This window comes from Salifodinibacter halophilus (assembly GCA_012999515.1).
Classification (GTDB): domain Bacteria; phylum Pseudomonadota; class Gammaproteobacteria; order Nevskiales; family Salinisphaeraceae; genus Salifodinibacter; species Salifodinibacter halophilus.
Map to the genome: position 1 here is coordinate 328,544 of JABEEB010000001.1, position 24,979 is coordinate 353,522.

The following is a 24,979-nucleotide window of genomic DNA, read 5'->3' on the forward strand; positions in this document are numbered from 1 at the left end:
ATGCGAAAACTAGCGACCATCGTTTTTGCCGGTCTGTTGATGGCCGGCTGTGCGACTGATAAACCGTCTTTACCGCCCGGTGGTGGTAACGCGCCGCCGCCGCAATCGTCCGGTGACCAACAAACGGACACTGGCAGCGACTCGAAGCAGACCGGTGAAAAGATTGGACATGCCGACCCGTTAGAGCGTGGTCACGCCGAAACATCGGGGTCGCGTATCGGTGGTGGCGAGTCGTCAACCCAGTCGCAGGACCAAGGGCCACTGCCGCCCAAGCGTATCAAGGCGAATGCATCGTCGGCGGTTATGTCGCTGGTCAATAAAGCTGACAAGGCGATGGCGAATGAGCAAACGGGGCGGGCTGGATCGTTGATCCAGCGTGCGCTGAATCTGTCGCCGCGTAATCCGTTCTTATATCAACGTCTGGCGGCGATACGGCTTGTTCAGGACAAACCTGGCCAAGCGGTACAGCTCGCACGCAAATCGAACAGTCTGGCCAGCAATAACCCGTTCGTGAAAACAAACAACTGGCAATTGATCGCGGAAGCCCAGAAGAATCAGGGGCAAAAAGGCGCGGCGCATCAGGCTGTTTTGCGGGCTAACAAATTCAAGCGTATCGGCAAGCAATATCAACAATGAGCGCCGCCGACGGCGCGGCGCTGTTTAACGATACCGAGCGCTTCGACCGCGAACTGGACGCTTTCGATCAGCGTCCCGGGCAGGCCGAGATGGCGAATGCGGTCGCCGAAGCCGTCGACCATCGCGGCCGGTTGGTGGTTGAAGCAGGCACGGGAACCGGCAAGACACTTGCCTATCTGTTGCCGGCGTTGGCCTCCGACGGCAAGATCATTGTTGCTACAGCGACGCGCTATTTACAAAGCCAGCTCGCCGACAAGGATCTGCCGCTGGCCGAGCGGATACTGGGTCGAACGGTCCATAGCACTGTCCTCAAAGGGCGTGCAAACTATTTGTGCCTGCATCGGCTCGAGATGGCCGAACAAAACGCGAGTGCGGATAAACGGGCACGTTTGTCGGCAATCCGCGAGTGGGCACGTAAGACCGAGTCCGGTGATTTGGGTGAGTTCGGTGATATCGGTGATGGCGATTCGCTCTGGCCGCAAGTCACGTCCACGCCCGACAACTGCCTGGCGGCTGACTGCCCATTCTGGGATCAATGTTTCGTCGTAGCCGCGCGTCGCGAAGCGCAGGCCGCTGACGTTGTGATCGCCAACCATCATCTGTTTTTCGCCGACCTGACACTGCGTGACGCCGGCCTGGGCGAGGTTCTGCCTGGCGCCGATGCGGTGATTCTCGATGAAGCGCACAAGCTGCCGGATGTAGCCGGACATTTCTTCGGTCGGGCATTGTCGTCGCGCCAGATCGGTGAGCTGACTCGCGATCTTCGAGCCGAAGTCGAACGCCTCGGCGGTGACATGCCCGGGGTTGCCGATAACACGCGCGATCTGGCCGAACGACTGGCTGAGTTTGGGCAACGGCTGCCCGCTCAAACCGGCACCACCGGCTGGCGTGATGTGGCTGATAACAATGTGGCGGCCGCGCGCGATGCGCTTTTGGAAGCACTCGAGATATTGGCCGGGGCGCTCGACGAAGTTAGCGACCGAAGCGAACAATTGCAGTCGTTGGCCCGCCGCAGTGCCGAACATCGTGACCTATTGGCAACGCTTGCCGAAGCTGATGAAAACGACGCCGAAAACGTCAGTTGGCTCGACATCCGCGCCGAAAGTTGGACGTGGCACAGTACGCCGCTTGACGTGGCATCGCCATTCGCGCGCTCGATTGAGGCGTTGCCGAGTGCATGGGTGTTCACGTCGGCGACACTCGCTGTGGGCGACGACCTCGGATTTTTCTGTGCTCGGCTTGGATTGAGCGACGTCGAAACCCGCGTTCTGGCTTCGCCGTTCGATTACGCCAACAACGCCCTGTTATTTACGCCGCCGTCGATGCCGCAGCCGCGCGCCCCGGGCTATGATGACGCTGTCATCGAACAAGCGCGTTCGTTGATCACCGCAACTGGCGGCGGCGCGTTCGTGCTTTGCACCAGCTATCGCGCTGTCGAGCGCTATGGTCGGGCGCTACGGGCGGCCGGTTTTTCGACCTTGATCCAGGGCAGTGCTTCGCGGCCCCGCTTGCTGGCCGATTTTCGCGCCGACGACGCCAGTGTGCTGGTTGCGACCACGAGTTTTTGGGAGGGCGTCGATGTTCGCGGGCAGGCGTTACGTTTGGTTATTATCGATAAATTGCCGTTTGCCTCGCCCGCCGATCCTGTTCTCAAAGCGCGTTTTGCCGCTATGGAAGAGGCCGGGCAGAACCCGTTTATCGCTTACAGCTTGCCGCAGGCGGTCATTGCGCTCAAACAGGGTGTCGGCCGCCTGATACGCGATGCCACCGACCGTGGTGTGTTGGCGATCTGTGATCCCAGATTGACTAGCGCCGGCTACGGCCGTGTGATTCAGGCTAGCCTGCCCCCCATGACGGTCAGTGACAGTTGGCAGCAAGCCGAAACATTTCTTCGCGATCTCAAGCCCGCATCCGAGCCAATAAATTCGACTAACGATCATGCCGATGTTGAAAACTAGCCACGGCGAAGACGGAAGGCCGAGGCAAACGGCATGAAACTGTTGGCATTCGACGCAGCAACCGAAGCGCGCACCGTCGCCCGCCACGATAGTGAGCACCCCGGCGACGATGCCGAAATCTTCGAAGTGGCTGCCCGCAGTCACGGTCCGCAACTCGTATCGGATGCACGTCACTTGCTGGCTGACGCGGGTTGGCACTGGCAGCACGTCGATGCGGTAGTGTTCGGGCGAGGGCCGGGCGCATTCACCGGGCTTCGTATCGCGGCCGGCCTGGTCCAAGGCCTGGCTACTGGGCTCGACTGTCCGGTCGTGGGCATCGAGACGCCACGCGCGATTGCCAGGCGATGTCTGATGGGCGCCGCCGCTGGGGCCGAGATCGCGCAGATTGTTCAGGATGCACGGCTCGGCGAAATCTACACCGCACGTTACCGGCGCGATACGCATCGCGAGGTCACGAATCTGGATGACGTATCCCTTTGCGCCCCGGGGCAGTTAACGGTTGAGTCTGCCGCGACAGCTTGCGCCGGTGGCAATGGTTGGGCGCTGCTTGAGGCGCATGACGCCGATCGCGAACGGCCGCCCCTGATCGAGCAATGGCCGCACGCGCTTGATCTAGCGCGACTGGCCGCGTGCGACGTCGAAACCGATCCGCGTTGTTTAGCGGCCGCGAACGACGCGTTGCCGTTATACGTACGCAATGAGGTCGCTGTAAAAAGCGTCAAAAACGCATCGCCGAGCGCCTGAATAAGGCCGCGGCGGCCGTTACGTGGCTAGCCGCAACCGAGCCAACGCCTCTGGTTGTTTGTCATACCGATTCGCCCCCTGTCGTACGCCGTTGCCAGGCGACGCGCTGCCGGGAATGCCAGTGGGTCATGGCCAGCCGATAGATGAAGGCCATGATGAACAGCATGGTCAGAATTAGCACAATGGTTGGCGCTGGGCCGCTGTCCAGGAAAAAACTGAGATAGGCGCCTAGCAGCAACGCGAACAGGCAGGCTGCGACCGAAACCACCAGCATGCGAGCAAAGCTGCGCACTGTCAGAAAAGCAATGGCGCCGGGTGTAACCAGTAGCGCCACCGCCAGGATCAGTCCCACCGAGGTTAGCGTGGAAACGATGGTCAGCGACAGGCAGACCAGCAAGGCGTAATGCAGCAGTGTGGTGTTGAGCCCACAGGCTCGGGCTTGGGCAGGGTCGAAGGCATGTAGCAGAAAGTCTCGCCATTTCAGCAGTAGCGTCAGACTGACGAGTACGGCGATCACACCCGATGTCCAGAGATCCTGCGGTCCGACCCCGAGCATGTTGCCGAACAGCACATGGGTTAGGTGCTGGTTGGTATTGATCGATTTGAACATGATGATGCCGACACCGAACATGCCGGAAAATACCACTCCCATGATGGCGTCATACTTGACCCGGCAATGCCGCGATAGATATCCCATCAGTAGGGCGCAGCCCAGCCCCGCGCCGAACGCCCCGGCCACCAGTGGAATGCCGAGCATCCAGGCCAACACGATGCCGGGCAGCGTGGCGTGACTGACCGAGTCGCCCATCAGTGCCCAGCCCTTTAGAACCAGAAAGCAGGACAAAAGCGCGGTGGGGAACGCCACGATCAGCACCATGCCGAGCGCGTGTTGCATGAATGTGAACTGTAGCGGCTGCATCAGGGTCGCCATCATGGGCGCACCTGCGTGGCCGGCCTGTTAGCGGTGGACTGGCTGCTTGCACGCAACCTGCTCATCGGGCCAGCGGGTGATGTCGCCAGTGCCCGCCGAGCCTTGCGCTGCGAGGCCAGCATGCCGTGCTTGGGCGCGAAGACAAAGGCCAGAAGGAATAACAGTGTCTGCAACACGACAATGATGCCGCCGGTCGCACCATCCAGAAAAAAGCTGATATAAGCGCCGGAAAAGCTGGTTAAGGTGCCGATGACTACCGCGATGCCGATCAGTTTCTTGAAGCGGTCGCAGAGCAGGTAGGCTGTGGCTCCTGGTGTGACCACCATGGCGATGACCAGGAAGGCGCCGACCGTAATCATGGCGGCTACGATCGAAGCTGATAACAGCGCGAAGAAAATGAATTTGAGCCAGTTCGGCCGCAGGCCGATCGAGCGGGCGTGGTATTCGTCGAAGAACACCACCAGCATGTCCTTCCATTTCAATAACAGTATGGTCAGCGACACGAAGCCGATGATGGCCAGCTGCAGCGTGTCCTTGGGAGTGATGGCCAGAATATTGCCCATGACGATGGTCTGGATGCTGATCGCCATTGGATTGATCGAGGCCATGAACAGACCGGCACCGAAAAACGAGGTGAAGATGACGCCGATGATGACGTCCACCTTCAGCCCCGAGCGGCCGCTCAGAAATAGCATGGAACCAGCCGCCAGCGCACCGGCGATGAAGGCGCCGACCGAAAACGGCAGGCCCATCATGAAGGCGCCGGCTACGCCCGGCACCACCGAATGCGACAGCGCATCGCCGATCAGCGACCAACCTTTGAGCATCAGATAGCAGGACAAAAAGGCGCAGACGCAGCCGACCAAGGCCGACACCCACATGGCGTTGACCATGTAGCCGTAGTGGAACGGTTCGGCCAGCAGCTCGATCACGACGCGGTCTCGGCGGTTGGCGGTGCGTCGCTGCTGAAGTGGAAGTGGCGTAGCGTGCCACCGAAAGCGTGTTCCAGGTTTTTCTGGTTGAAGGTGGTCGCGGTCGGCCCGGCGGCCACCACCGTCCCCTTGATCATTACGGTGCGGTCGCAAAAATCGGGCACCGAGCCCAGATTGTGGGTGGAGACCAGCATGACCCGGCCTTCTTTTTTCAATTCGTCGAGTAAGGCAATGATGCGTTCCTCGGTACCGACATCGACGCCGGTGAAAGGCTCGTCGAGTAGGATTACCTGGCCTTCCTGCGCCAGTGAGCGGGCAAGGAATACACGCTTGCGTTGGCCGCCCGACAACTCACCGATTTGGCGTTTGCGGAAATCCTGCATACCGACTCGAGCCAGCGCTTGATCCACCGCTTCACGGTCCATGGCGCTCGCCCGGCGCAGAAAGCCCATATGCCCATAGCGGCCCATCATCACGACGTCTTCCACTAGCACCGGGAAGGCCCAGTCGACCTCCTCAGACTGCGGCACATAAGCCACCCGGTTGCTGCGCAACGCCTGCTCGACGCTCATCCCCATCAGACTAATCCGGCCGTGGGAGACCGGCACGAACCCCATCAGTGCCTTGAACAGCGTCGACTTGCCAGAACCGTTGACGCCCACCAGCGCGGTGATGGTGCCGCACGGAATGGCGAAGCTGGCGTCGTACAACGCCGTATGGCCGTTGCGGTAGGTCACGCTCACGTTATCAGCGTGGATGCCGGTAGTTCCCATATTGGTGGACTGTTGCTGCGGTGTATCCTGATTCGAGCCGCTGTCCACGCGGAAGTCGTCCAGGCGGCGCACTAATTATCCTTGTCTTTGCTCTTCTTGCTGGTCAGTGCGTCGGCGATACGCTTCGTATCCACACGCAACAGATCGAGATAGGTTGGCACTGGACCGCCCGGCTGCGATAGCGAATCAACATAGAGTCTGCCGCCGTAGCGGGCGCCTGTGTCCCGTGCCACCTGTTTGGCCGCTTTGTTGTTCACTGTACTTTCACAGAACACGGCCGGGATATTGTGCTTTTTGACGCCATCGATGACTTTGCGCACCTGCTGTGGTGTGCCCACTTGCTCGGCGTTAACCGGCCACAGAAACAGCGTCTGCATACCTAGGCTGCGAGCCAGATAATCAAAGGCACCTTCGCAGCTGACCAGCCAACGCTTGTCTTCATCGATTGAATGAATGCGCTTTTTCATCGGTTTGACGGTATCGCGGATTTCTTTCTTATATGCCTTTGCCCGCTTGCGGTAGCCATCAGCATGATCCGGGTCGTACTTGACCATCACATCGCGGATGTTATCGACGTATTTCACGGCGTCTTTGGGGCCCATCCACGCGTGCGGATTGGGGTAGCCCTCATATTCGCCGGACCCGATCATGATCGGCTTGATGCCTTTGTTTACTTTAACCGCCGGAACATCGCTTAGGTTGGCCAGAAACTGGTCGAACCAACGTCCCAGCTTGAAGCCGTTGCGCAGGATGATGTCGGCATCATTGGCCCCCGCGATATCTTGCGGTGTCGGCTGGTAGTCATGGACTTCGGCGCCTGGTTTGACGATCGAAACCACCTCCGCGTCGTCGCCAGCCACGTTCTGCGCCATATCTTTGATGATCGTGAAGGTGGTGACGCCCTTAAGCTGATCGCCCTTGCTGTCATCGCTCTTGCTCGCCATTGCCGGGCCGGTAAGACCCATAACGCCGGCTGTTAGAGCAGCAAGAATGCTTGATGTGCTTCGTTTCATCACATTGCCTTTATTAAATTTGTTGTTGAAGTGCCTCAGGTGCAATGGCGGGCTCCGTACCAATACGCCAGCCGCAACACCTGGTTGTTCTAGAAAAACAAGTGGTAAATGAACAATGAAGATCCTAGTTTAACCTTGGCTAAATTTCAAACCGTAAGGATCAAAACGTTTGCCAGCCTATCCGGCTGGCTACGCTCGGGTGGCCGAGTGATTGGCAACACGACGCTGAGTGATCGCGTCAGTATCGGATTTAATGCCGGGGATTAGAGGAGCCGATCATCGTCGGCATTAGCAACAACACCAGGGCGGTAAAGTCATGCACACCGGTCATGCGTTTCCACTGACCATCGAATTTGGCGTGTCAGTTGACTACCCGGCCATGGTGCGCGGTGTGACGGCGGGGTTTGCTGGTCAGCATCAAGGCCGTGGATTTTGACTGGTGGCTAGGCCACCACCGTTTGATTGCGCCGGCGCGCTCGTGCCTGAAGCCTAGGAGAGGTCCGATGATAGGCGGGTGCTCGGTATGCTCGGGCGCTTCAGACGTGATATGAGCTAATAATGAATATAATATTCATTCTATAACAATAGTTTATAGTTAAAAATTAATATTTTTTATTAGGTTTTCCGGGCTGTGTGATGCAGCCTCGGAGTTGGTTTGGCTTACTGGCTCAGGTAGATATCGAACCGAACCGCACGCTTGCCGAGGGAGAAATCCGGCTCGCCGAGCGCCAATTGCCGCGCATGGCGTTTAACCACAACGCGTCGCCGAGCAGTGGCGCGGGCTGCGGCAAGCAAGGTGGGCGCGTCCGCGTCCGGCCCCAGTATTTCATTGAGCCATGCAATGATTTTTTGAGGTTTCGCCTTGCGCCGGTCGGCTGAAAACATGGGATCGATCAGAACCACATCTGGTTGTTCGAGCGTCTCGTCGCTCAACCACCGCTGCGCGTCGCCTGTGGCTAGATGTGCCCAGGTTGCTTCGAAAAATCCCGCATCCCGTGCGCGCCGAAGGGCATCACGAGTCAGCGCGGCAGGTATGGCGTGACGCTCCACGGCGGTGATTGGGCAACCGAACGATGCAAGTGTGGCGCTATCCCGACCCAGGCCGGCGGTTGCGTCGAATATCGATAGGCCGGGGTGGCGGTGCAAGCCACAGGCACGTGCCAGCGGACTTGCACGGCGGTTGATGCCGCGCTGCCCGGCTGTCGTCGTTAAATCGGCACAAAATGACTGGTCCGTGCCGTTAGTGTTGCTGCGGAACAGCGCCAGGCCGTCGTCGGTCCGCGCAAGGAAAAAGTCGGTGGCGGGGCGCTCGGTCGTGGTGGCCAGGTCCAGCGCACTAGCCTCGGCGCGGTCAGTAGTGGCCCATGGCGAGCCTGAGTCGAGCCACCACGGTATTGAAACCAGCATCTAGTCGGTCAGTTTCTCGCGGTCAAAGATATGCTGGATCTTCGCGGCTAGTGTGTAGTCGCCATCGACTTTGAGTTTGCCGGTTGCGAACGCGGTAAGGCCCATCATGCGGCCAGTCATGAGCTTAATCAGGTGTTTGTCGCGGATCCTTAATACCACGTCCGGTGATTCGATGGCGCCGTCCATGACCTGACATACGCCGTGCTCCACGATGACCGTCATCGGTGCGTCGATCGCATACACGATGCGCAGCGACATACTGCCCGCCGCTTCCGGTTTGAAGGCCTTGGGCATACGTCGGATCAGCGTGTTCGCGTCGTGCATGGTCTCGTCTCGGTCGTTTGGCCCTCTATGGCCAGCGCAGTGTTTAATGAGAGTCGGCGAGTACGCTTTTGACCTTACGGTAGCCGGATTCGGTCAGTAGCACGGCATTGATGGTCGTGGCGTAGATTCGCTTGGTTTCTTTCAGCGCCTGGATTCGGTCGCTGTCTTTGCAGTTATCGAGCAACTCGAAATCGTCGGGTTCTTCGAGTGTGTCGTTATATTTGAACGCGCGAAAGGCGCTGCCTTTCGGATAACCGAATTCGATATCGATTTCGCGCAACGTCCAGCTTCGGTCGCACAAAGATGATTAAGGACGTTTGTAACTGCTAAACGATCACTGTATCAGGGCGGTATGCTTTCGACAACGCTTGCGAGTGCGCCCCGTCCGGGGCCTTGCGGCACCGTGTTTGTTGGCCGGTGTCGGATTGCCCGGACGTTGCTTGGTGTCGACTTTGTCCTAGACCGATGCGGATCAGGAGTCGGGCTGATCGTCGTCGTTGGCACTGGTGTCGACCGACGCCGAATTGCCGTTGCGCGTTAAATCCATCAGTGGCTCGATTAGGTCCATCGGGAGTGGAAAGACGATCGTTGAGTTATTGTCGCCGGCGATGTCCACGAGAGTCTGCATATAGCGAAGCTGTATCGCCTGTGGTTCGGTCGACAGTTGTTGCGCGGCCAGCGATAGATTCTCGGCGGCTTGGCGCTCACCCTCAGAGTTGATGACCTTGGCGCGCCGGGCGCGCTCCGCTTCGGCTTGGCGTGCGATGGCCTTGGTGATGTTTTCTTCGAGATCGACCTGTTTGATCTCGACGTTGGCGACTTTGATGCCCCACGGGTCGGTGTGCTGGTCCAGTATTTCCTGGATGTCGGTGTTGAGCTTTTCACGCGAGGCCAGCATCTCGTCGAGTTCATGCTGGCCGAGCACGCTGCGTAGCGTGGTCTGGGCGAGTTGGCTGACGGCATCGCGATAATCGGCAACCTCGACCACGGCCTTGTCGGATTCGATAACGCGGAAGTACACGACCGCATTGACCTTGACCGAGACGTTGTCGCGCGAGATGACGTCCTGCGGCGGCACATCCATGACCGAGACGCGCGTGTCGATCTTGAACATCCGCTGCAGGACAGGGACCACGAAAAACAAGCCTGGCCCTTTGACGCCGGTCATGCGACCGAGCGTAAACATCACACCTCGTTCGTATTCCGGCAGCACACGGAGTGATACCGCGATCAAGATCGCGACCAGCACGACTACGCCGACGATGATTTGCAGTCCCATGGCGCTATCCTTCCAGGTGGGTCGAATTGGATTGTGGCATGGGCTCGACTTCAACGGTAAGGCCGGATACGGCAACCACCTGCGCCCGCGCATCCTGCTTGAGCGGTGTTTGCGTGCGAGCGCGCCATGATTCGCCGTGTAGCCAGACCCGACCTTCACGTTCGAATGTGCCAATCGCCACACACTCGCTGCCGATCAGCCCGCCAGTGGCTGTATGGATGCGCGCCCGTCGCGCGCGTCTGAACAGGATCGCCGTTAGCGTGAGGATACTTGCAGCTGCCAGTGCGATCACGACAATCAGTGCAATGGGCACCTGAAACGCGGCCGCCGATGTGTTCATGAGCATGACACAGCCGAATACGAATGCCGCGGTGCCGCCGAGGCCAAGGGCGCCGAAACTCGGCACGAATGCCTCGGCAATCATGAGCGCGACGCCGAGCGCTGCCAGACCTAGGCCGACGTAGTTGACGGGTAGCATGTGAAAGCCGTAAAGCCCGATGAATAGAGACAGGGTGCCAATCGTGGCCGGCACGGCCGTCCCGGGCGCAAATAGCTCGCCGATCAGGCCGATGATACCGATCACGAAAAATACAAGTGCCACACTCGGCTGGGTGATAAAACCAATCAATTGGGTACGCCACCCAGGGTGTGTCTTGGTCACCGATAAACCGGATGTGTGTAGCGTTACGCTATTGCCGTGGATTTGCAGTTGGCGACCATCCAACCGGTTCAAAAGTTCGTTTGTGTTCGGCGCGATCAGGTCGATAACGCCTTTGGATCGGGCTGTCTGTGCGCTGATGCTCGCGCCGGCGCGGACGGCATTCTCGGTCCAGTCGGCGTTGCGATCGTTGGTTTCGGCCAGGCTACGAATATAGGCCACCGCGTTGTTGACGATCTTGCGGCGCTCGGCGGTTTGGCTGTCGGCGGGTGCGTTTTGATTGGCTTTGCCGGCTGAATCCTTTGGATTCGAATTGTTGGGGTTTGATGGGTCGTTTTGCGTTGAACCGGGCGTCGTCGGCACACCGCCGGGTCCGAGTGTTACCGGCGTTGCGGCACCGACATTGGTCGCCGGCGCCATCGCCGCGATATCGCAGGCATACAGGATATAGGTGCCGGCACTCGCCGCGCGGGCACCGCTGGGCGCTACGTAACAGATAATCGGCACCTGACTCGCCAGCACGGTTTTGACAATCTGGCGCATGGAGCGTGCGAGCCCGCCCGGCGTGTCCAGCCGCAGAATGACCGCTGGCGCGTCCGCGTTGGCGGCGGCGGGTAGTGCGTGATTGATGTGACGCACGGTGGCCGGACCAATCGGCCCGGTGACGGCGATTTCGTGCGCGGGCTCAGTGCTGGCGCACGGGGCGTATATGCCTGCGATAGACGCTGCGAAGAACAGGATGGCGAATATGCAGCGTCGCATCGGGCAGGGCGGTGAAAGCCCGGCCGCCCGCTGTGTGTTGCCAAAAACAGGGCTGTGATCGACCGCGTTTGAAATCACGAGCTGTCCTGAGCGTCGGAGACGACCGGTCGCCTGCTTGGGCGAACGGTTTGTTACTTGACTTTATCAGGCGCGGTGGATGGCGCGTCCATACAGTCCGATGATGCACGTGACTAATCCACGGTTGGTCCCGTGGCTTATGGCGAGTCCCTCGAGGTTAAATTTTCAAAGGACAGATCGGATCGTTTTGCCTTTTGATTGACCTCGCGGCTTCAGCCGCGAGGTCAGTCGATCCGCTTTCGCGCGAGCAGCGGCGAGCGGTTGTGGCACCGCTTCGTTGCTGCTCGATGGCAGGCTTTAGCTCGCCCGCCCCGCACGCTTGCGGTCGGCCTCGGTCAGGCCGCGTTTGCGTACACGGATTGCCGAGGGGGTGACTTCCACTAGTTCGTCGTCGTTGATGAACTCGATGGCTTCTTCCAGCGACATGCGAACGGGCGGCGTCAGGTCGATATTTTCATCGGAACCCGCTGCGCGCACGTTGGTGAGCTGCTTGGCCTTCTGCACATTGACAGTCAGGTCGTTTTCGCGAGCGTGGATACCCACAACCATGCCTTCGTAAATGTCGTCGTTCGGCGCGATCATCATCTGGCCGCGATCCTGCAGATTGAAGATGGCGTAAGCGACGGCTTTACCGGAAGCGGTGGCGATCATGGCGCCGGCACGGCGCTGGCCGAGCGCCGAGGATTGCATCGGTGCGTAGTGGTCGAACACGTGGGTGACGATGCCGGTGCCGGAGGTCAGGCTCATGAATTCGGTCTGGAAACCGATCAACCCGCGGGAAGGCACGGTGAATTCAAGCCGCACGCGGCCCTGGCTGTCCGGTTGCATATCGGAGAGTTGGCCGCGGCGTTGGTTGAGCGCATCGATCACCGAGCCCTGATGTTCGGTATCGATATCACACATGACACGCTCGAATGGTTCGCACACTTGGCCGTCGATTTCGCGCGTGACGACTTCCGGTCGCGACACCGCCAGCTCGTAACCTTCGCGCCGCATGGTTTCCAGCAGCACCGACAGGTGCAACAGGCCGCGACCGGATACGGTGAAACGATCAGCATCACCACCGGATGCGACGCGCAGGGCGACGTTGGACTGGAGCTCTTTGTCCAGCCGTTCGCGGATTTGACGGCTGGTGAGATAACTACCCTCGAGGCCCGCCATAGGCGATTTATTGACCTCGAACGTCATGCTCATGGTTGGCTCGTCAACGGTCAGCGCCGGCAGGGATTCCGGCTGTTCCGGATCACAGAGCGTATCGGAAATGGCCAATTGATTGCTGCCGGTAAAGGCCACGATCTGCCCGGCCGAAGCACGTTCGACTTCGACGCGATCCAGGCCGAGAAAGCCGAAAATCGATGCGACTTTGGCGGAGCGCACACCGCCGTCGCGATCCACGATTCGGACCTGGCTGTTGGTCTGGATGCTGCCGCGGGCCACACGCCCGATACCGATCTGGCCTACGAAACTGTTGTAGTCCAGCGTGGTTATCTGCATTTGGAATGCGCCCTCATCGGCCACCGGCGGTGCCGGTACTCGGTCGACGATGGTCTCGAAAAGTGGCGTCAAATCGCCGTCGCGCACATTCTCATCGTGTCCGGCGTAGCCACTAATTGCCGAGGAGTACAGCATCGGGAAGTCGAGCTGTTCGTCGGTCGCGCCCAAGCCGTCGAACAGATCGAACGTGCGAGTCAGCACGGTATCTGGCCGGGAGCCCTCGCGGTCAATCTTGTTGACCACCACAATGGGTTTTAAGCCGAGTGCGAAAGCTTTTTCGGTGACAAAGCGGGTCTGCGGCATCGGCCCGTCGACTGCGTCGACGAGCAACAAAACGGAGTCGACCATCGACAACACGCGCTCGACTTCGCCGCCGAAATCGGCGTGACCGGGCGTGTCGACGATGTTGATGTGGTAGACCGTATCCGATCGCGGGTCGCGCCACTCGATCGCCGTGTTCTTGGCTGTAATCGTGATGCCGCGCTCGCGTTCCTGATCATTGACGTCCATGATCCGGTCGGACGCGTCCTCGCGTGCCGTGAGTGTGCCGGACTGTTGCAGCAGACCGTCAACGAGCGTTGTTTTGCCGTGATCGACGTGCGCGATAATGGCAATGTTGCGAATCGTGGCGGGCATGGCTTGTGGCATTGCGTTCAGGTTAACGCGCCATTATGACATGTAAGACGCTTAGATGTGTGGCTCTCTGTCTTGCTAGTACCAACGACTGGGTTTGATCTTTCATCTTGGCGCTGTGGCGATGGTGGGATCAGAGTGCGGTGTCTGGGAAGCCGTTTGCCGAGATGGTGTTGCAGAGATTGGCCCATTCACAGCCGTGGCATGCAGCTCTTACATCGCCTGCAACAAATGCCTGGCGCAGCTGGGCAACGAGCTTGGGATCGAAATCAAGCGACGCGCCGGGACGGATGGTTTGGCCTAACAGAGGTTCAACATCCCGCGCGGCGAGCCGGTCGTTTTCGACCACACGTTGTTCCAAGCAATGCGGATGCGCATTGCCTTCGAGCAGTGGGGCACAAATATCATCCGGCCCCTCGACAATTCGAACGGGTTCACAGCCTTTAATACGTTCGATAACCCGATCGTAATTCGCTATGAAATCAGCGTTGTAGCCCTTGCCAATATAGGTGAGCGTACAAAGCAGGTGATGGGGCCGAAGACAAACGCTCAACTTTGTCTGAGTCGGCGCTTGCCTTGCGCGATCATCGTGAGCGTGAGCGTCGCTAATCCGGACTTAAGCAGTGCGCCGAGCAGAAACGGTGTAACCCCGGTGGCGATCGCCTTGCTCGGGCCGATCATGACGGCGAGCCAAGCCGCGCCGATAGCCAGTATCGCTGCATGGCCAGCCAAAATGTTGATAAAGGCGTAGCCGGGCCGGGATCCGTCGCAGCCGCGCTCGGCCAACCAACCGATCATCATGCTGGCCGGGATGAACGCCAATAGGTAGCCGCCTGTCGGGCCGAGAAAATGAATCAGGCCGCCGGTGCCATTGGCCAGAACGGGAAATCCGAGCGCGCCTTCAGTCAGCCAAGCCATAATGGTCAAGCCGCCGCGCCGCCAGCCGAATAGCGCGCCCACCAGCACCACAGCGAATGTCTGCATGGTGATTGGCACCGGCAACATGGGCACAGAAAGCCAAGACGCCAGTGCCAGAAAAAGTGTGCCGGCAAAGATAGCGGCGGCCTGCCACCCGATGGAACGACCCCGCCAAGTCAGAATGCTCGAAATAGGTTCGGCGGTGGATGAGTCGGAATAGGCCATGATGTCGGTCTCGGCGGTTTGTGGTTGCAAACAGTATCGGTGCCGGTGGCAATAGCCTTAGTTTAAGCACCGTTGCTGTCTATGACAGGTTTGTAAATCACGAACTGGCTCTGATTATGCCGCTATCGGGGCATTGGGTCTAATACGTTTAAGGCGATGCCGCGCTGCGGCTGACGAACGGTACAAACTGCCTTGATGACCGATGCGTTTTGGACGCAAGCACAAAAGTGCAGTTAGTTATCGTGAGTCGCTTGCGCCGTATTGAAGATTCGCGCCGTCCCCAGACAGCGCCGCTTGGATAGCGTAAAGATGGTCCAGAGTTTTGAGGCCCCGGTTATGCCTTGGGCCGTTGATAGCAGGGGCTCTATACGGAAGGATCTGCCAGCGGCTGCTAAAATTTGGCCATGACTGATTATCCGAGCTTGCAGCGCTGTGTTGGCGAGACGCCGCTTGTGCGGTTGCGCCGGCTTCCGGGCGCGACGTCGAATACCCTGTTGGCCAAGCTGGAAGGGGATAATCCGGCTGGGTCGGTTAAGGATCGGCCGGCGTATAGCATGATCCGCCGCGCGGCTGAACGCGGTGAGATCGAGCCGGGCGATACATTGATCGAGGCCACCAGTGGCAATACGGGCATCGCGCTGGCCATGGTCGCGGCCATGGAAGGCTACCGTTTGCGGCTGATTATGCCGGAGACGGCCAGCGAAGAACGCCGCGCGACGATGCGCGCTTATGGCGCCGAGCTCATTTTGGTGAGCGCGGACGAGGGCATGGAAGGTGCCCGCGATCTGGCCCAGCAGATGCAACGTAACGGTGAGGGACAGGTGTTGGATCAATTCGCCAATGCCGACAATCCGCGCGCCCACTACGAGACCACTGCGCCGGAAATCTGGCGTGCGACCGGCGGCCGGATTACCCACTTCGTTGCGACCATGGGGACCACGGGCACTATCATGGGCTGTTCGCGTTTTTTCAAAGAACAGAACCCGGATATCCAGATTATTGGTGTGCAGCCGGCGGGCGAGTCGAGTATTCCGGGGATCCGGGCGTGGCCCGAGGCGTATCTGCCGTCGATTTTCGAGCGCGAACGTGTGGATCGTATCGTCAATGTGGCGCAAGACGATGCCGAGTCGACCATGAAAGCCCTCGCACGTGAAGAAGGCATCTTTTCCGGACCATCGTCGGGCGGCAGCGCGTTCGGGGCACTGACCGTCGCGCGTGAGGCCAGTGATGCGACGATCGCGATGATTATTTGTGACCGCGGCGATCGCTATCTGTCGACCGGTGTGTACGACAAGCCGGAATGAGCGTGGTCGAGATATCGCGATTCATATCGCAGACTAGGTTGATGCCGTGAGTCGCCGTTCGCGGCAGAAACAACCGCACCCGCGTGGGCTAACCACGATCGTCGATTTGGCCGACAGCGGACGCGGTGTCGGGCGGGATGACGACGGTAAAGCGGTGTTTGTACGCGACGCGTTGCCGGGCGAGCAGGTCATCTATCGGCCAACGCGGCGGAAGTCTGGCTATGACGAAGCCGAGCTGGCGACGCTACTGAGCGCGACCGACGAGCGCGTCACGCCTGGCTGTAAACACTTCGGTGTTTGCGGTGGCTGCGCGGTCCAGCACGCTAGCCCCGAGGCACAACGCGCCTACAAACAACAACAGTTGGTCGATGCGTTGACACGTGTCGGTGGCGTGACGCCCGAGGCCATGCGCGAGCCGATCACGGGGCCAGCTTGGCACTACCGTCGCCGCGCCCGGTTGGGGGTGAAATATGTGCCGAAGAAAGGCGGCACGTTGGTCGGGTTTCGCGAGCGTGGGGCGCCATTTATCGCACAGCTATCGCGTTGCCACGTGCTGACAGCGGATGTCGGTCAGCGCTTGACCGAATTGGGCCAACTGATCGACGGCCTGTCGATTCGTGAGCGTGTGCCACAGATCGAAGTCGCCGCCGCCGACAACGTGACAGCCTTGGTTTTTCGTGTGCTCGATCCACCGAGCGAAGCCGACCATGCCCGGTTGCTTGATTTCGGGGCCCGTTTGGGTTTTTCCATCTATCTACAGCCGGGTGGTGAGCAAACCATTGCGCCACTGGCGGCCGATGCACCGGCGCTGTACTACGACCTGCCACGATTCGAAACGCGGTTGTTTTTCCAACCCAGCGATTTCGTGCAGATCAACGCGGCTATCAATGCGCGGCTGGTCGACGCCGTTGTGGCGGCATTGGATGTTGATGCCGATGACGCCGTGCTGGAATTGTTCGCCGGGCTTGGCAACCTAAGCGTTCCCATCGCTCGCCGAGCGGGGCGCGTTGTGGCCGTCGAAGGCGAAGAGGCGCTCGTCGCACGTGGTCGCGAGAACGCGGCATTCAATGGCGCGGCTAACATCGAACACCATAAGGCGGATTTGTTCGAGCCTGGCGAGGCACCCATCTGGGCGGGGCGTTATGACACCGTGGTTATCGACCCGCCGCGCGCCGGTGCGGCGCAAGTGTTGGATTTAGTGGCTGCTACCGGCGCACGCCGGGTCGTCTACTGCAGTTGTCATCCGGCTACACTCGCGCGCGACGCCGATGTGCTCGTCCATCAGCATGGTTACTGTCTAAGCAGCGCCGGCGTGGCCGACATGTTCCCGCATACCGCACATGTCGAGTCGGTTGCAGTGTTTGACCGGCCATAACGCTGGTGCGGATTACCCAGCGATTTATCCAGCAATTGGCTGCCAGCGGCATGCTGTCCTTCGGCTTTTCCTCGCAACCGGTTCGGAATCTCTTTGGTGTCGACCGAACCAGCAACTATAGCCTTGCGCTCGCACGTCGAGGCGCTTGGTATTCATACTGTTACGAGAATGGCTGATAGGGCGGCGATCCATGCCGCTATGATTTCAACGCAACAAGAGTTTGATTGAACGCAGATCATGGCAACGGAAATCGAACGTAAATTTTTGATCAGTGACGCCACTTGGCGTAACCAGACGCATGCCTCGCGCCACTACGAGCAGGGGTATCTCTGTGGTCGCGGACCTGCCTCGATTCGCGCACGCATCGACGGCGATAGCGCGCGGTTGAATATTAAAGCGGCTGAGATTGGTACTACCCGTGCTGAGTACGACTACGAAATCCCGCTGGCTGATGCTCGCCACATGATCGATCATATGTGTGTCGCCAGTCCGGTGAAAAAGATACGCTACTGGGTCGAACACGCGGGCCACATCTGGGAAATTGACGAGTTCGCGGGGGATAACGCACCGCTTATCGTGGCTGAGATTGAACTGGACGACGCCGACGAAGCGTTCGACAAGCCAGACTGGCTCGGCACCGAAGTAACCGACGACGAGCGCTACTACAACCACGCGTTGGCGTTGGCGCCGTATGCGACCTGGAGGTGATGTGAGCAGTGTCCCGCGCATTACGATCGACCTCGGTCGACAACGTCTGACTCTGGAGCGCGAAGCCGTCGCGGCGCTCGAATACCCCGTATCGACAGCGGCACGCGGTGCCGGCGAGCGTAACGGCAGCAATCAGACACCGCGCGGCACGCACCGTATTCGTGCTCGAATTGGCGATGGCGCACCAATCGGCACAGTGTTCAAAGGGCGTCGACCAACCGGCGAAATATACTCGGAGGCGTTGGCTGCCGAGGCGCCGCGGCGCGACTGGATCTTGACCCGCATTTTGTGGCTGTGCGGCTGCGAGCCGGGTGTCAACCGCTTTGGCGATGTCGACACCATGCGCCGCTATATCTACATCCACGGCATGCCCGATAGCGTTGACCTTGGCCAACCCGGCTCCATCGGCTGTATCCGTATGCGAAACGTCGACGTGATCGATTTGTTCGACCGGGTTCCCGTTGGCACGCCGGTTGATATTCATGAGTGAGCCACGCGCGCCGGGCGCGCTCTGGGTGGATGTGGCCGGTACGACGTTGACCGAGGCCGACCGCTCACTGCTGGCTCATCCCGATGTGGGCGGTGTGATTCTGTTTACCGCCAACTACCGTGATCCGGTGCAATTGGCATCGCTTACCGAGGCGATACGGCAGGTCGATCCCGAGTTGCTGGTGATCGCCGACACCGAAGGTGGCCGGGTGCAACGGTTTCGCGATGGTTTTACTGGCCTGCCGCCGATGCGTGCGCTGGGTCGTGCTTATGCCCGCGATGCGCAATGGACACTTGGCGCGGCGGAAGAAATCGGTTGGCTACTGGGGGGCGAGCTTCTAGCGGTTGGCGTCGATGTGCCGCTAGCACCGGTGGTCGACGTGGCAGCCGCAGTGTCGGCGGTGATTGGTGAGCGTGCATTGTCGGATGATCCGGAAGCTGTCGCCGAACTCGCGTGGGCGCTAATCAAGGGGTTGCGCTCGGGCGGCATGGTGGCGACCGCCAAACATTTTCCTGGTCACGGCGCCGTGACTGCTGATTCGCATCACGAGCTGCCGGTGGACGAACGATCGCAGGCGGCCTTGGCGTCGGAGCTGTTTATTTACGAGCGATTGATTGCCGACGGTTTGGAATCGGTGATGCCCGCTCACGTGCGCTATCCCGCATTCGACGATACACCAGCCAGTTTGTCGAGCACGTGGCTTGGCGAGTGGCTGCGTGGTCGGCTCGGTTTTACGGGCGCGGTGATCAGCGATGATCTGGCAATGGCTGGTGCCGCACCGGGTGGTATGCCATCGGCACGCGCCCATGCTGCGCTGGCGGCCGGATGTGATTTTCTGCCGCTGTGTCACGATCGCGCGTCGGTCGAAGTTGCGGTGCAGACAATTGCCGAGACCGATACCGGGGCCGCCGCCGTACGGCGTGCTGAATTCAGCGCACACGTGCGTGCGCGTCAGGCCGGTGCTATCCGTCTGGATAGCGATGCGGGCCGAGAGCGCGCTGATCAGGCACGCTCGTTGGCAGCGGCGTTAATCGACGAAACCTAACGCGCCTGCTATGGCCGGTTGAAGACGGATAATCGAACTTATGCACGATCTGCATGTGGCGCTGCTGCCGTGAATCTTAGACAATATTGCGCCTACAAGAACAGGCCTATGGCCGCGACCCCCGTTCGTCACATCCACCCCGATCGCAAAGAGTCTCGATGACCGGATTCAATCACCGATTAGAACGCCATTGCCCTCGTGTCGGCCGTAATGCGCGTCCCACCGGAGGCCAGTAAAAATGGCCAGCCCCGAAGCCAAACTCAGCCTGCACGATGAAGCCGATGCGGTGTATCGGCATGCGGAAAAAGTGGTAAGTGCGGAAGAGTTAGAGCAATGCTATCGCCGAATGGCGGACGAGATCAGCGCACAACTAGCGGGCCAGAACCCGGTTATCGTCTGTGTCATGCTCGGCGGCATGGTGCCGAGCGTGCGCATCATGGAGTGCCTCGATTTTGGGTTTGAGCTGGACTATCTCCACGCGACCCGCTACGGCAGCGCCATTAGCGGCAGCACCTTGGCCTGGAAAGTCAGCCCCCGGACCGATCTGACCGATCGGCATGTGCTGGTCTTGGACGACATCGTGGACGAGGGCCATACGTTAGCCGAAATTCAAGGAGCACTGCGCGCGCAGCGCCCGGCCTCGCTGACCACGGCAGCGCTTCTGAATAAACAGCACGCGCGCCGTGTAGACGATGTCTCGGTCGAGATTGTCGGCGCCAATGTGCCGGACCGCTATGTGTTTGGCGGTGGCATGGACTACCGCGGCTATTTTCGCCAACTGCGGGCGATCTGGGCGATGGCGGAAGACGCTTCGTAACGACTACAACCGTCGGCGTCATCGGCGACAGCGCGAGTCCAGCGTGCTCTGGACTCGCCAATGCCCGCACGTCGAGTCCAACAACGCTTGAGGCGGGACCGGCCGGGCCATGATAGTCCGTAGACGATGCACTACGAGGCAGGCAGCGTCAGGCACTGCATCGATTCACTTGCAAAAGTGGTTGAATCTAGAATCCAAAGTGGATAATCAGCCGGGAGCGGGCCCAGGGCATCGCGCGCTCAAATGGTGTTGCCACGATTCAAAAAGGGCCGACCTCGAGACAAAATAGAGTCGCTTCGCGGTCGTCAAACCCCCACCTGAGTGAATCTGGCGAGATTCATCCTTTTGGAAAAAATTGTCATAGCCTTTCCCAATGGTGTTGTTCGAGAACGCCTTGCCAGGGAATGGTGCGGCCTACAAAAATAAACCTGAATATGCGCCGCCAGTGTTAATCGCCGTTTATCTCAGGATTGGCAAAAGAATGATTTGACAATGGTTTAGAAATTTGAAAAAAGTTTCGAACCGCACTCGTATGAGCGATAAAATGGGGAACAAAAGGGAGTTCTTAGGCCATGAAAATCAGATATCGAGACTGCACGCGTCCGAGATCATCCTCTAATTGGGGAAAAAATTCCCGAAAAATCATATGCTATGGGGGCATTTTATTTGGCGTCATGGCTGGTGGAATCGCTTCTTCAGCAACGGCTGGATCGTCCAGTGGAGCAAGCCCAGACGTGTCCGTTGGAATGGTACTGAAGACTCTGTCGAATCCGTACTTCGGTGCGATGCAGTCTGCAGCTCAAAAGGAGGCAAAGGCTAAAGGCGTGGATCTTACGGTCAAGGCAGGCCGCTATGATGGCGATGTTTCCACTCAGATTTCGGCGGTCCAGACTTTCATAAGCCGCGGGGTCGATGCCATCGCTATTGTTCCCAATGTTTCTTCGGGCCTGGGCCGCGCTCTGAAGAAAGCTAAGCAGCAAGGCATCGCCGTGATTGCTGTCGATACCACCGTCAAGCCCAAGTCGTTGTCGTCGAGTTTCGTAGCGACTAACAACCTTAAAGCGGGCAAGCTCAATGGGAAGTGGGTCAAGCAGATAATGAAGGGCGAAGATCCAGTAGTTACCTTGTTGGAAGGTACGCCCAGCTCATCGGTTAACCGAGATCGGATGAATGGGTTCCTTAACGGCTTCGGAATGGAAAAGTCTGACGCCAATATCGATTTGATAACCCATGGTGACCGTGGCAAGGCGCAAACGGCTATGGAGAATGCGTTGGCTAAGAATCCCAACATCAACTTGGTGTGGACCATCAACGAGCCAGCAGCGCTTGGTGCTGCCGCGGCAATCAGAGAATTTGGAAAAACTGGGGAGGTCACAATCGTTTCGATGGATGGCTCGTGTCGCGGTATCAGAGCCGTTAAGGCGGGCAAAATCGATACCGACGTAATGCAATTTCCGTCCAAGATGGCGGCCAAGGCCATTGATTTGTCTCTCAAAGCAGCGCGCGGGGAGGATATTCCCAGCCGAATCGATACGGGTGAAGTGCTTATCACCCAAAATCCGCAAGACGGTGTCCCTAGCAAGGGCGTCGAATATGGTTTGAAACATTGCTGGGGTAGCTAATGGTTAACGCTTTGGCTACAACCGTTGGTCAACGTTTCGGTAAAGCAGTGGTATCGACCGCAAGAGTTGGCCAGCAGGCCGGACTTCTTGGGCCCGTTGTGGCGTTGGTTGCGTTGTGTGTGATTTTTAGCTTGGCAGCGCCCAGGTTTGGCACTGTAAGTAATTTCATGCTCATCGCGCAGCAGGTGGTCACGGTCGGTACGCTGGCCATTGGCCAGGCGCTAATCATCCTCGTCGCGGGGATCGATTTGGCCAACGGTGTCGTGATGGTTTTATCCACGGTCGTCATGGCGAGTTTGGCGACCTCCGGCGTGCCGATCCCGTTGGCCGTTCTCTGCGGCTTTGCCGTAGTGCTTTGCATCGGCGTATTTGAAGCCGGAACTGTGGCGGGGCTGGGGCTGACGCCGTTTATCATAACGTTAGGCCTGTTTACCGCCACACGTGCTGGAGCCCAGATTTGGGCTGGAGGTGCGCCGGTCACTGGCGTGCCATCGGGATTACTCGTGTTGGGCGACACGTGGTATATAGCTGGGGCCGCGGTTCCGATTGGACCACTTGTAATGATCGGCGTGTTGCTCGTGACGTGGTACGCGCTGAGCCAAACTGCTTGGGGGCGGCATGTTTACGCAGTGGGTAATGATCCTGCGGCTGCACGGTTGTCCGGCGTACGGGTCAAATGGGTGCTGGCGTCAGTTTATCTTGCGGCATCGATCATATACGGGATCACCGCGCTGCTCTTCCTGGGCCGCACTACTGTGGCTGATCCCAGTGCTGGCTTGATGTTTAATCTCGAAAGCATCACTGCGGTCGTGATTGGTGGCATAAGCCTCTTTGGCGGGCGAGGCAGCGTTATTGGCGCCTTGGTCGGCGCTCTTATTGTGGGCGTGCTTCGCAATGGTCTGACGATCGTTGGCATCGATGCTTTGTACCAACACATCGCCGTCGGTTTGCTCGTTATCCTAGCTGTCGGTTTGGATCGAGTGCGAACCCGAGAGAGAGGGTAATCCCGTGATCGGAGCAACCAACGATAAAGAGCGTACCGGGATGACGCCGGACTACACGGCTACTCCGGTACTTGAAGCCCGTGGTATTTCGAAGTACTACGGGCGTATCACCGCACTCGACCATGCCGACTTCGCCATTTATCCGGGTGAAATAGTTGCCATTGTCGGCGACAACGGAGCTGGCAAGTCCACTTTGACCAAGATTATCTCTGGGGCATTGGTTCCGGATACGGGATCGGTGTTGCTTAATGGTCAGCCCGTACACTTACAGAGCCCTCTGGATGCGCGAGAGCACGGTATCGAAACCGTTTATCAGACCCTCGCAGTTGCGCCTGCTCTCGATATTGCCAGTAATCTATTTCTCGGTCGTGAGAAACGTGTTCGCGGGATATTAGGAACTGTCTTTCGCAAGCTGGATAAACGAGGCATGCACCGCCAGGCGCACGAGAATCTGTCCACTCTCAAGATTGGTTTGAACTCAACGAGCCAACTCGTCGAAACGCTATCCGGTGGTCAGCGACAAGGCGTAGCCGTTGCGCGGGCAATTTCGTGGAGCCGTAAGGTCGTCATAATGGATGAGCCGACCGCTGCGCTAGGTGTCCAAGAGTCAAGCATGGTGCTGGACCTTATTCGGCAAGTGCGTGCTCGCGGTATTCCTGTTGCGATCATCAGTCACGATATGCCGCAAGTGTTTAAAATCGCGGACCGTGTTCAGGTGATGCGCCTGGGATGCCGTGCGGGCACTGCCTATCCAAGTCAGGACTCCATGGAGGACGTCGTTGGGCTAATCACGGGGGCGCGTACCCAACAAAAATCTGAAGCCGATATGGCCTCAGAATCGTAAATGCTGGCTTGGTCCACTGAGACGATGACGCCGACGACTGTGTTGCCGTCGGGTTGTAATCAAAATAGCGCACTTGGGCGCGAATGCGGTAAACATTCGTCGGTGTCGTTGGCCGTGGGGCTGGCCGGGTTATTCGTTGGTGCTACTTTGTTCGCTAATCCACGCAATAGCGTCGGCTTTGTCGTCGAATCGGTAGATGCCGAATTTGGCGTTGGAAAAAAGGCGATTGATCAGCGGGCCGCCTTTGGCTAGCCAGCGGTTGTCGGTGACCAGCGCGAGGCGATTGAATTGACGCCAGTGTTTCAATGCGCGCTTGAGATCGCTCAACATCGAGCGGACGGGCACGCCGCCTAAGCTGTGGAGCTCGACGTAGACGCCGAGTTTGTTGTGGCGCTCGAGTCGATCTTCGACAGCATCGATCACCGAGCTGGCGTCGTCGGAACTGATTGGCCCGTCGATGGCGAGGGCGAGGACGAAGTCGACTTCAAAAGGCAGTATTCTGATCATGACTGTCAGCAAGCTGTAATGTTGCGGCAAGTTTCGGCGCCGCTGCGCGAATCGTCAAACCCGGCGGGTGCGGCATTGCAAATGGCGCGTTGCATCGTCATATAGTGTCGCCGTAACACGGAGAGCCTTATGCACGAATCATCAGCCGACAACCAAACACCAGAAGGCGACGAGCCAGTCGATATCGGCGGCCTATCGATTAAGCGCTCGGTGATCACCGAAGTGCTGCCTGAGCCCGAACGTTTCGAGCGCCACCGCGCCGAAGCGCTGGCCGTCGACGAAGCCATGAGCAAAAACAACGGTGATATCCCGGCTTATGTCAACGAATGGCCGCAAGAGCGGATCGAAGCCGTAGTGGCGACGTTGAAAGAACTGGGGAGTCTGCGCTCCGAGGCCCAGCGTCAGCTAAAAGAAAGTAATGACAACGCCGGCGACGATAGCCAGCATTCCGAGGAGCGCCCGGTCAGCCAGCTTTTTCGCCACGGGAATGGTTAGAGA

General features: G+C 58.9%; 26 protein-coding genes. 13 read left to right on the forward strand and 13 right to left on the reverse strand.

The genetic code is table 11. The annotated features are described in order from the left end of the window. The 3 genes from HKX41_01490 to tsaB are packed head-to-tail and all read left to right on the forward strand — an operon-like array spanning window position 1 to window position 3,338. Entirely contained in the window at window positions 1-636 is a 636-nt protein-coding gene (locus HKX41_01490) for a hypothetical protein (protein ID NNC22833.1), read from the forward strand. Beyond that, complete coding sequence (locus tag HKX41_01495) at window positions 633-2,594, forward strand: ATP-dependent DNA helicase (protein NNC22834.1); 1,962 nt, start codon at window positions 633-635, stop codon at window positions 2,592-2,594. Before HKX41_01490 ends, HKX41_01495 begins: the two co-directional genes overlap by 4 nt. A 33-nt stretch (window positions 2,595-2,627) precedes the next feature. Beyond that, a complete protein-coding gene (gene tsaB, locus HKX41_01500) occupies window positions 2,628-3,338 on the forward strand; it encodes a tRNA (adenosine(37)-N6)-threonylcarbamoyltransferase complex dimerization subunit type 1 TsaB (protein ID NNC22835.1) in 711 nt (236 codons plus the stop codon). A gap of 61 nt (window positions 3,339-3,399) precedes the next feature. On the opposite strand, the gene HKX41_01505 is transcribed toward tsaB, so the two are convergent. The 12 genes from HKX41_01505 to HKX41_01560 form a co-directional block, all read right to left on the reverse strand. Beyond that, window positions 3,400-4,272: a metal ABC transporter permease gene (locus HKX41_01505; protein NNC22836.1), complete on the reverse strand. Its 873-nt coding sequence runs from the start codon at window positions 4,270-4,272 to the stop codon at window positions 3,400-3,402. Beyond that, entirely contained in the window at window positions 4,269-5,198 is a 930-nt protein-coding gene (locus HKX41_01510; protein NNC22837.1) for a metal ABC transporter permease, read from the reverse strand. Before HKX41_01510 ends, HKX41_01505 begins: the two co-directional genes overlap by 4 nt. After that, the gene (locus HKX41_01515) at window positions 5,198-5,974 is read right to left on the reverse strand and encodes a manganese/iron ABC transporter ATP-binding protein (protein ID NNC22838.1); all 777 of its coding nucleotides are present in this window, start codon (window positions 5,972-5,974) and stop codon (window positions 5,198-5,200) included. The genes HKX41_01510 and HKX41_01515 overlap by 1 nt, the downstream gene beginning before the upstream one ends. Window positions 5,975-6,045: 71 nt before the next feature. Then, on the reverse strand, window positions 6,046-6,987 hold the full coding sequence (locus tag HKX41_01520; GenBank protein NNC22839.1) for a metal ABC transporter substrate-binding protein: 942 nt from the start codon (window positions 6,985-6,987) through the stop codon (window positions 6,046-6,048). Between the two features lie 660 nt (window positions 6,988-7,647). After that, the gene (locus HKX41_01525; GenBank protein ID NNC22840.1) at window positions 7,648-8,394 is read right to left on the reverse strand and encodes a class I SAM-dependent methyltransferase; all 747 of its coding nucleotides are present in this window, start codon (window positions 8,392-8,394) and stop codon (window positions 7,648-7,650) included. Beyond that, on the reverse strand, window positions 8,395-8,718 hold the full coding sequence (locus HKX41_01530) for an SCP2 sterol-binding domain-containing protein (GenBank protein ID NNC22841.1): 324 nt from the start codon (window positions 8,716-8,718) through the stop codon (window positions 8,395-8,397). A gap of 43 nt (window positions 8,719-8,761) precedes the next feature. Next, window positions 8,762-8,998: a hypothetical protein gene (locus HKX41_01535; protein NNC22842.1), complete on the reverse strand. Its 237-nt coding sequence runs from the start codon at window positions 8,996-8,998 to the stop codon at window positions 8,762-8,764. A gap of 192 nt (window positions 8,999-9,190) precedes the next feature. Next, window positions 9,191-9,997 (reverse strand): slipin family protein, encoded by an 807-nt coding sequence (locus tag HKX41_01540; GenBank protein NNC22843.1) that lies wholly within the window; start codon window positions 9,995-9,997, stop codon window positions 9,191-9,193. A gap of 4 nt (window positions 9,998-10,001) precedes the next feature. Further along, window positions 10,002-11,417 carry a nodulation protein NfeD gene (locus tag HKX41_01545; GenBank protein ID NNC22844.1) on the reverse strand — a complete coding sequence of 472 codons (1,416 nt, stop codon included), beginning with the start codon at window positions 11,415-11,417 and terminating at the stop codon, window positions 10,002-10,004. Between the two features lie 375 nt (window positions 11,418-11,792). Next, window positions 11,793-13,625 (reverse strand): translational GTPase TypA, encoded by a 1,833-nt coding sequence (gene typA, locus HKX41_01550; protein NNC22845.1) that lies wholly within the window; start codon window positions 13,623-13,625, stop codon window positions 11,793-11,795. A gap of 130 nt (window positions 13,626-13,755) precedes the next feature. Continuing rightward, window positions 13,756-14,175 carry a DUF1284 domain-containing protein gene (locus HKX41_01555; protein ID NNC22846.1) on the reverse strand — a complete coding sequence of 140 codons (420 nt, stop codon included), beginning with the start codon at window positions 14,173-14,175 and terminating at the stop codon, window positions 13,756-13,758. Next, complete coding sequence (locus HKX41_01560) at window positions 14,172-14,765, reverse strand: biotin transporter BioY (GenBank protein ID NNC22847.1); 594 nt, start codon at window positions 14,763-14,765, stop codon at window positions 14,172-14,174. The genes HKX41_01555 and HKX41_01560 overlap by 4 nt, the downstream gene beginning before the upstream one ends. 404 nt (window positions 14,766-15,169) lie before the next feature. On the opposite strand from HKX41_01560, the gene cysM reads away from it, so the two are divergent. The 9 genes from cysM to HKX41_01605 all read left to right on the forward strand — a co-directional run bounded on the left by cysM (window position 15,170) and on the right by HKX41_01605 (window position 23,974). Then, window positions 15,170-16,069 (forward strand): cysteine synthase CysM, encoded by a 900-nt coding sequence (gene cysM, locus HKX41_01565; GenBank protein NNC22848.1) that lies wholly within the window; start codon window positions 15,170-15,172, stop codon window positions 16,067-16,069. Between the two features lie 46 nt (window positions 16,070-16,115). After that, complete coding sequence (gene rlmD / locus HKX41_01570) at window positions 16,116-17,444, forward strand: 23S rRNA (uracil(1939)-C(5))-methyltransferase RlmD (GenBank protein ID NNC22849.1); 1,329 nt, start codon at window positions 16,116-16,118, stop codon at window positions 17,442-17,444. 237 nt (window positions 17,445-17,681) lie between these two features. After that, window positions 17,682-18,152, forward strand: coding sequence for a CYTH domain-containing protein (locus tag HKX41_01575; protein ID NNC22850.1), 471 nt, complete (start codon window positions 17,682-17,684; stop codon window positions 18,150-18,152). After that, window positions 18,136-18,642: a L,D-transpeptidase gene (locus tag HKX41_01580; GenBank protein NNC22851.1), complete on the forward strand. Its 507-nt coding sequence runs from the start codon at window positions 18,136-18,138 to the stop codon at window positions 18,640-18,642. Before HKX41_01575 ends, HKX41_01580 begins: the two co-directional genes overlap by 17 nt. Then, window positions 18,635-19,687: a beta-N-acetylhexosaminidase gene (nagZ, locus tag HKX41_01585; GenBank protein ID NNC22852.1), complete on the forward strand. Its 1,053-nt coding sequence runs from the start codon at window positions 18,635-18,637 to the stop codon at window positions 19,685-19,687. Before HKX41_01580 ends, nagZ begins: the two co-directional genes overlap by 8 nt. Before the next feature lie 238 nt (window positions 19,688-19,925). Then, window positions 19,926-20,504 carry a hypoxanthine-guanine phosphoribosyltransferase gene (locus HKX41_01590; GenBank protein ID NNC22853.1) on the forward strand — a complete coding sequence of 193 codons (579 nt, stop codon included), beginning with the start codon at window positions 19,926-19,928 and terminating at the stop codon, window positions 20,502-20,504. Between the two features lie 674 nt (window positions 20,505-21,178). After that, complete coding sequence (locus HKX41_01595; protein ID NNC22854.1) at window positions 21,179-22,126, forward strand: substrate-binding domain-containing protein; 948 nt, start codon at window positions 21,179-21,181, stop codon at window positions 22,124-22,126. Continuing rightward, window positions 22,126-23,130 carry an ABC transporter permease gene (locus HKX41_01600; protein NNC22855.1) on the forward strand — a complete coding sequence of 335 codons (1,005 nt, stop codon included), beginning with the start codon at window positions 22,126-22,128 and terminating at the stop codon, window positions 23,128-23,130. The genes HKX41_01595 and HKX41_01600 overlap by 1 nt, the downstream gene beginning before the upstream one ends. 40 nt (window positions 23,131-23,170) lie before the next feature. Continuing rightward, a complete protein-coding gene (locus HKX41_01605) occupies window positions 23,171-23,974 on the forward strand; it encodes a sugar ABC transporter ATP-binding protein (protein NNC22856.1) in 804 nt (267 codons plus the stop codon). 129 nt (window positions 23,975-24,103) lie between these two features. On the opposite strand, the gene HKX41_01610 is transcribed toward HKX41_01605, so the two are convergent. Further along, window positions 24,104-24,511: an STAS/SEC14 domain-containing protein gene (locus HKX41_01610; protein ID NNC22857.1), complete on the reverse strand. Its 408-nt coding sequence runs from the start codon at window positions 24,509-24,511 to the stop codon at window positions 24,104-24,106. A 99-nt stretch (window positions 24,512-24,610) separates the two neighbouring features. Here HKX41_01610 and HKX41_01615 point away from each other — a divergent pair, with 99 nt between their 5' ends. Beyond that, the gene (locus tag HKX41_01615; GenBank protein NNC22858.1) at window positions 24,611-24,976 is read left to right on the forward strand and encodes a hypothetical protein; all 366 of its coding nucleotides are present in this window, start codon (window positions 24,611-24,613) and stop codon (window positions 24,974-24,976) included. Window positions 24,977-24,979 lie beyond the last annotated feature (3 nt).

What these genes read in the sequence shown, in the direction of transcription:
- HKX41_01525 (NNC22840.1), bottom strand. Translation starts at nt 8,394, where the DNA reads ATGCTGGTTTCAATACCGTGGTGGCTCGACTCAGGCTCGCCATGGGCC.
- HKX41_01580 (NNC22851.1), top strand. Translation starts at nt 18,136, where the DNA reads ATGCGACCTGGAGGTGATGTGAGCAGTGTCCCGCGCATTACGATCGAC.
- HKX41_01595 (NNC22854.1), top strand. Translation starts at nt 21,179, where the DNA reads ATGGCTGGTGGAATCGCTTCTTCAGCAACGGCTGGATCGTCCAGTGGA.
- HKX41_01590 (NNC22853.1), top strand. Translation starts at nt 19,926, where the DNA reads ATGGCCAGCCCCGAAGCCAAACTCAGCCTGCACGATGAAGCCGATGCG.
- HKX41_01545 (NNC22844.1), bottom strand. Translation starts at nt 11,417, where the DNA reads ATGCGACGCTGCATATTCGCCATCCTGTTCTTCGCAGCGTCTATCGCA.
- HKX41_01575 (NNC22850.1), top strand. Translation starts at nt 17,682, where the DNA reads ATGGCAACGGAAATCGAACGTAAATTTTTGATCAGTGACGCCACTTGG.
- HKX41_01505 (NNC22836.1), bottom strand. Translation starts at nt 4,272, where the DNA reads ATGATGGCGACCCTGATGCAGCCGCTACAGTTCACATTCATGCAACAC.
- HKX41_01615 (NNC22858.1), top strand. Translation starts at nt 24,611, where the DNA reads ATGCACGAATCATCAGCCGACAACCAAACACCAGAAGGCGACGAGCCA.
- HKX41_01600 (NNC22855.1), top strand. Translation starts at nt 22,126, where the DNA reads ATGGTTAACGCTTTGGCTACAACCGTTGGTCAACGTTTCGGTAAAGCA.
- HKX41_01520 (NNC22839.1), bottom strand. Translation starts at nt 6,987, where the DNA reads ATGAAACGAAGCACATCAAGCATTCTTGCTGCTCTAACAGCCGGCGTT.
- HKX41_01540 (NNC22843.1), bottom strand. Translation starts at nt 9,997, where the DNA reads ATGGGACTGCAAATCATCGTCGGCGTAGTCGTGCTGGTCGCGATCTTG.
- HKX41_01490 (NNC22833.1), top strand. Translation starts at nt 1, where the DNA reads ATGCGAAAACTAGCGACCATCGTTTTTGCCGGTCTGTTGATGGCCGGC.
- nagZ (NNC22852.1), top strand. Translation starts at nt 18,635, where the DNA reads ATGAGTGAGCCACGCGCGCCGGGCGCGCTCTGGGTGGATGTGGCCGGT.
- HKX41_01605 (NNC22856.1), top strand. Translation starts at nt 23,171, where the DNA reads ATGACGCCGGACTACACGGCTACTCCGGTACTTGAAGCCCGTGGTATT.
- tsaB (NNC22835.1), top strand. Translation starts at nt 2,628, where the DNA reads ATGAAACTGTTGGCATTCGACGCAGCAACCGAAGCGCGCACCGTCGCC.
- HKX41_01495 (NNC22834.1), top strand. Translation starts at nt 633, where the DNA reads ATGAGCGCCGCCGACGGCGCGGCGCTGTTTAACGATACCGAGCGCTTC.
- HKX41_01515 (NNC22838.1), bottom strand. Translation starts at nt 5,974, where the DNA reads ATGGGAACTACCGGCATCCACGCTGATAACGTGAGCGTGACCTACCGC.
- HKX41_01530 (NNC22841.1), bottom strand. Translation starts at nt 8,718, where the DNA reads ATGCACGACGCGAACACGCTGATCCGACGTATGCCCAAGGCCTTCAAA.
- typA (NNC22845.1), bottom strand. Translation starts at nt 13,625, where the DNA reads ATGCCCGCCACGATTCGCAACATTGCCATTATCGCGCACGTCGATCAC.
- HKX41_01560 (NNC22847.1), bottom strand. Translation starts at nt 14,765, where the DNA reads ATGGCCTATTCCGACTCATCCACCGCCGAACCTATTTCGAGCATTCTG.
- cysM (NNC22848.1), top strand. Translation starts at nt 15,170, where the DNA reads ATGACTGATTATCCGAGCTTGCAGCGCTGTGTTGGCGAGACGCCGCTT.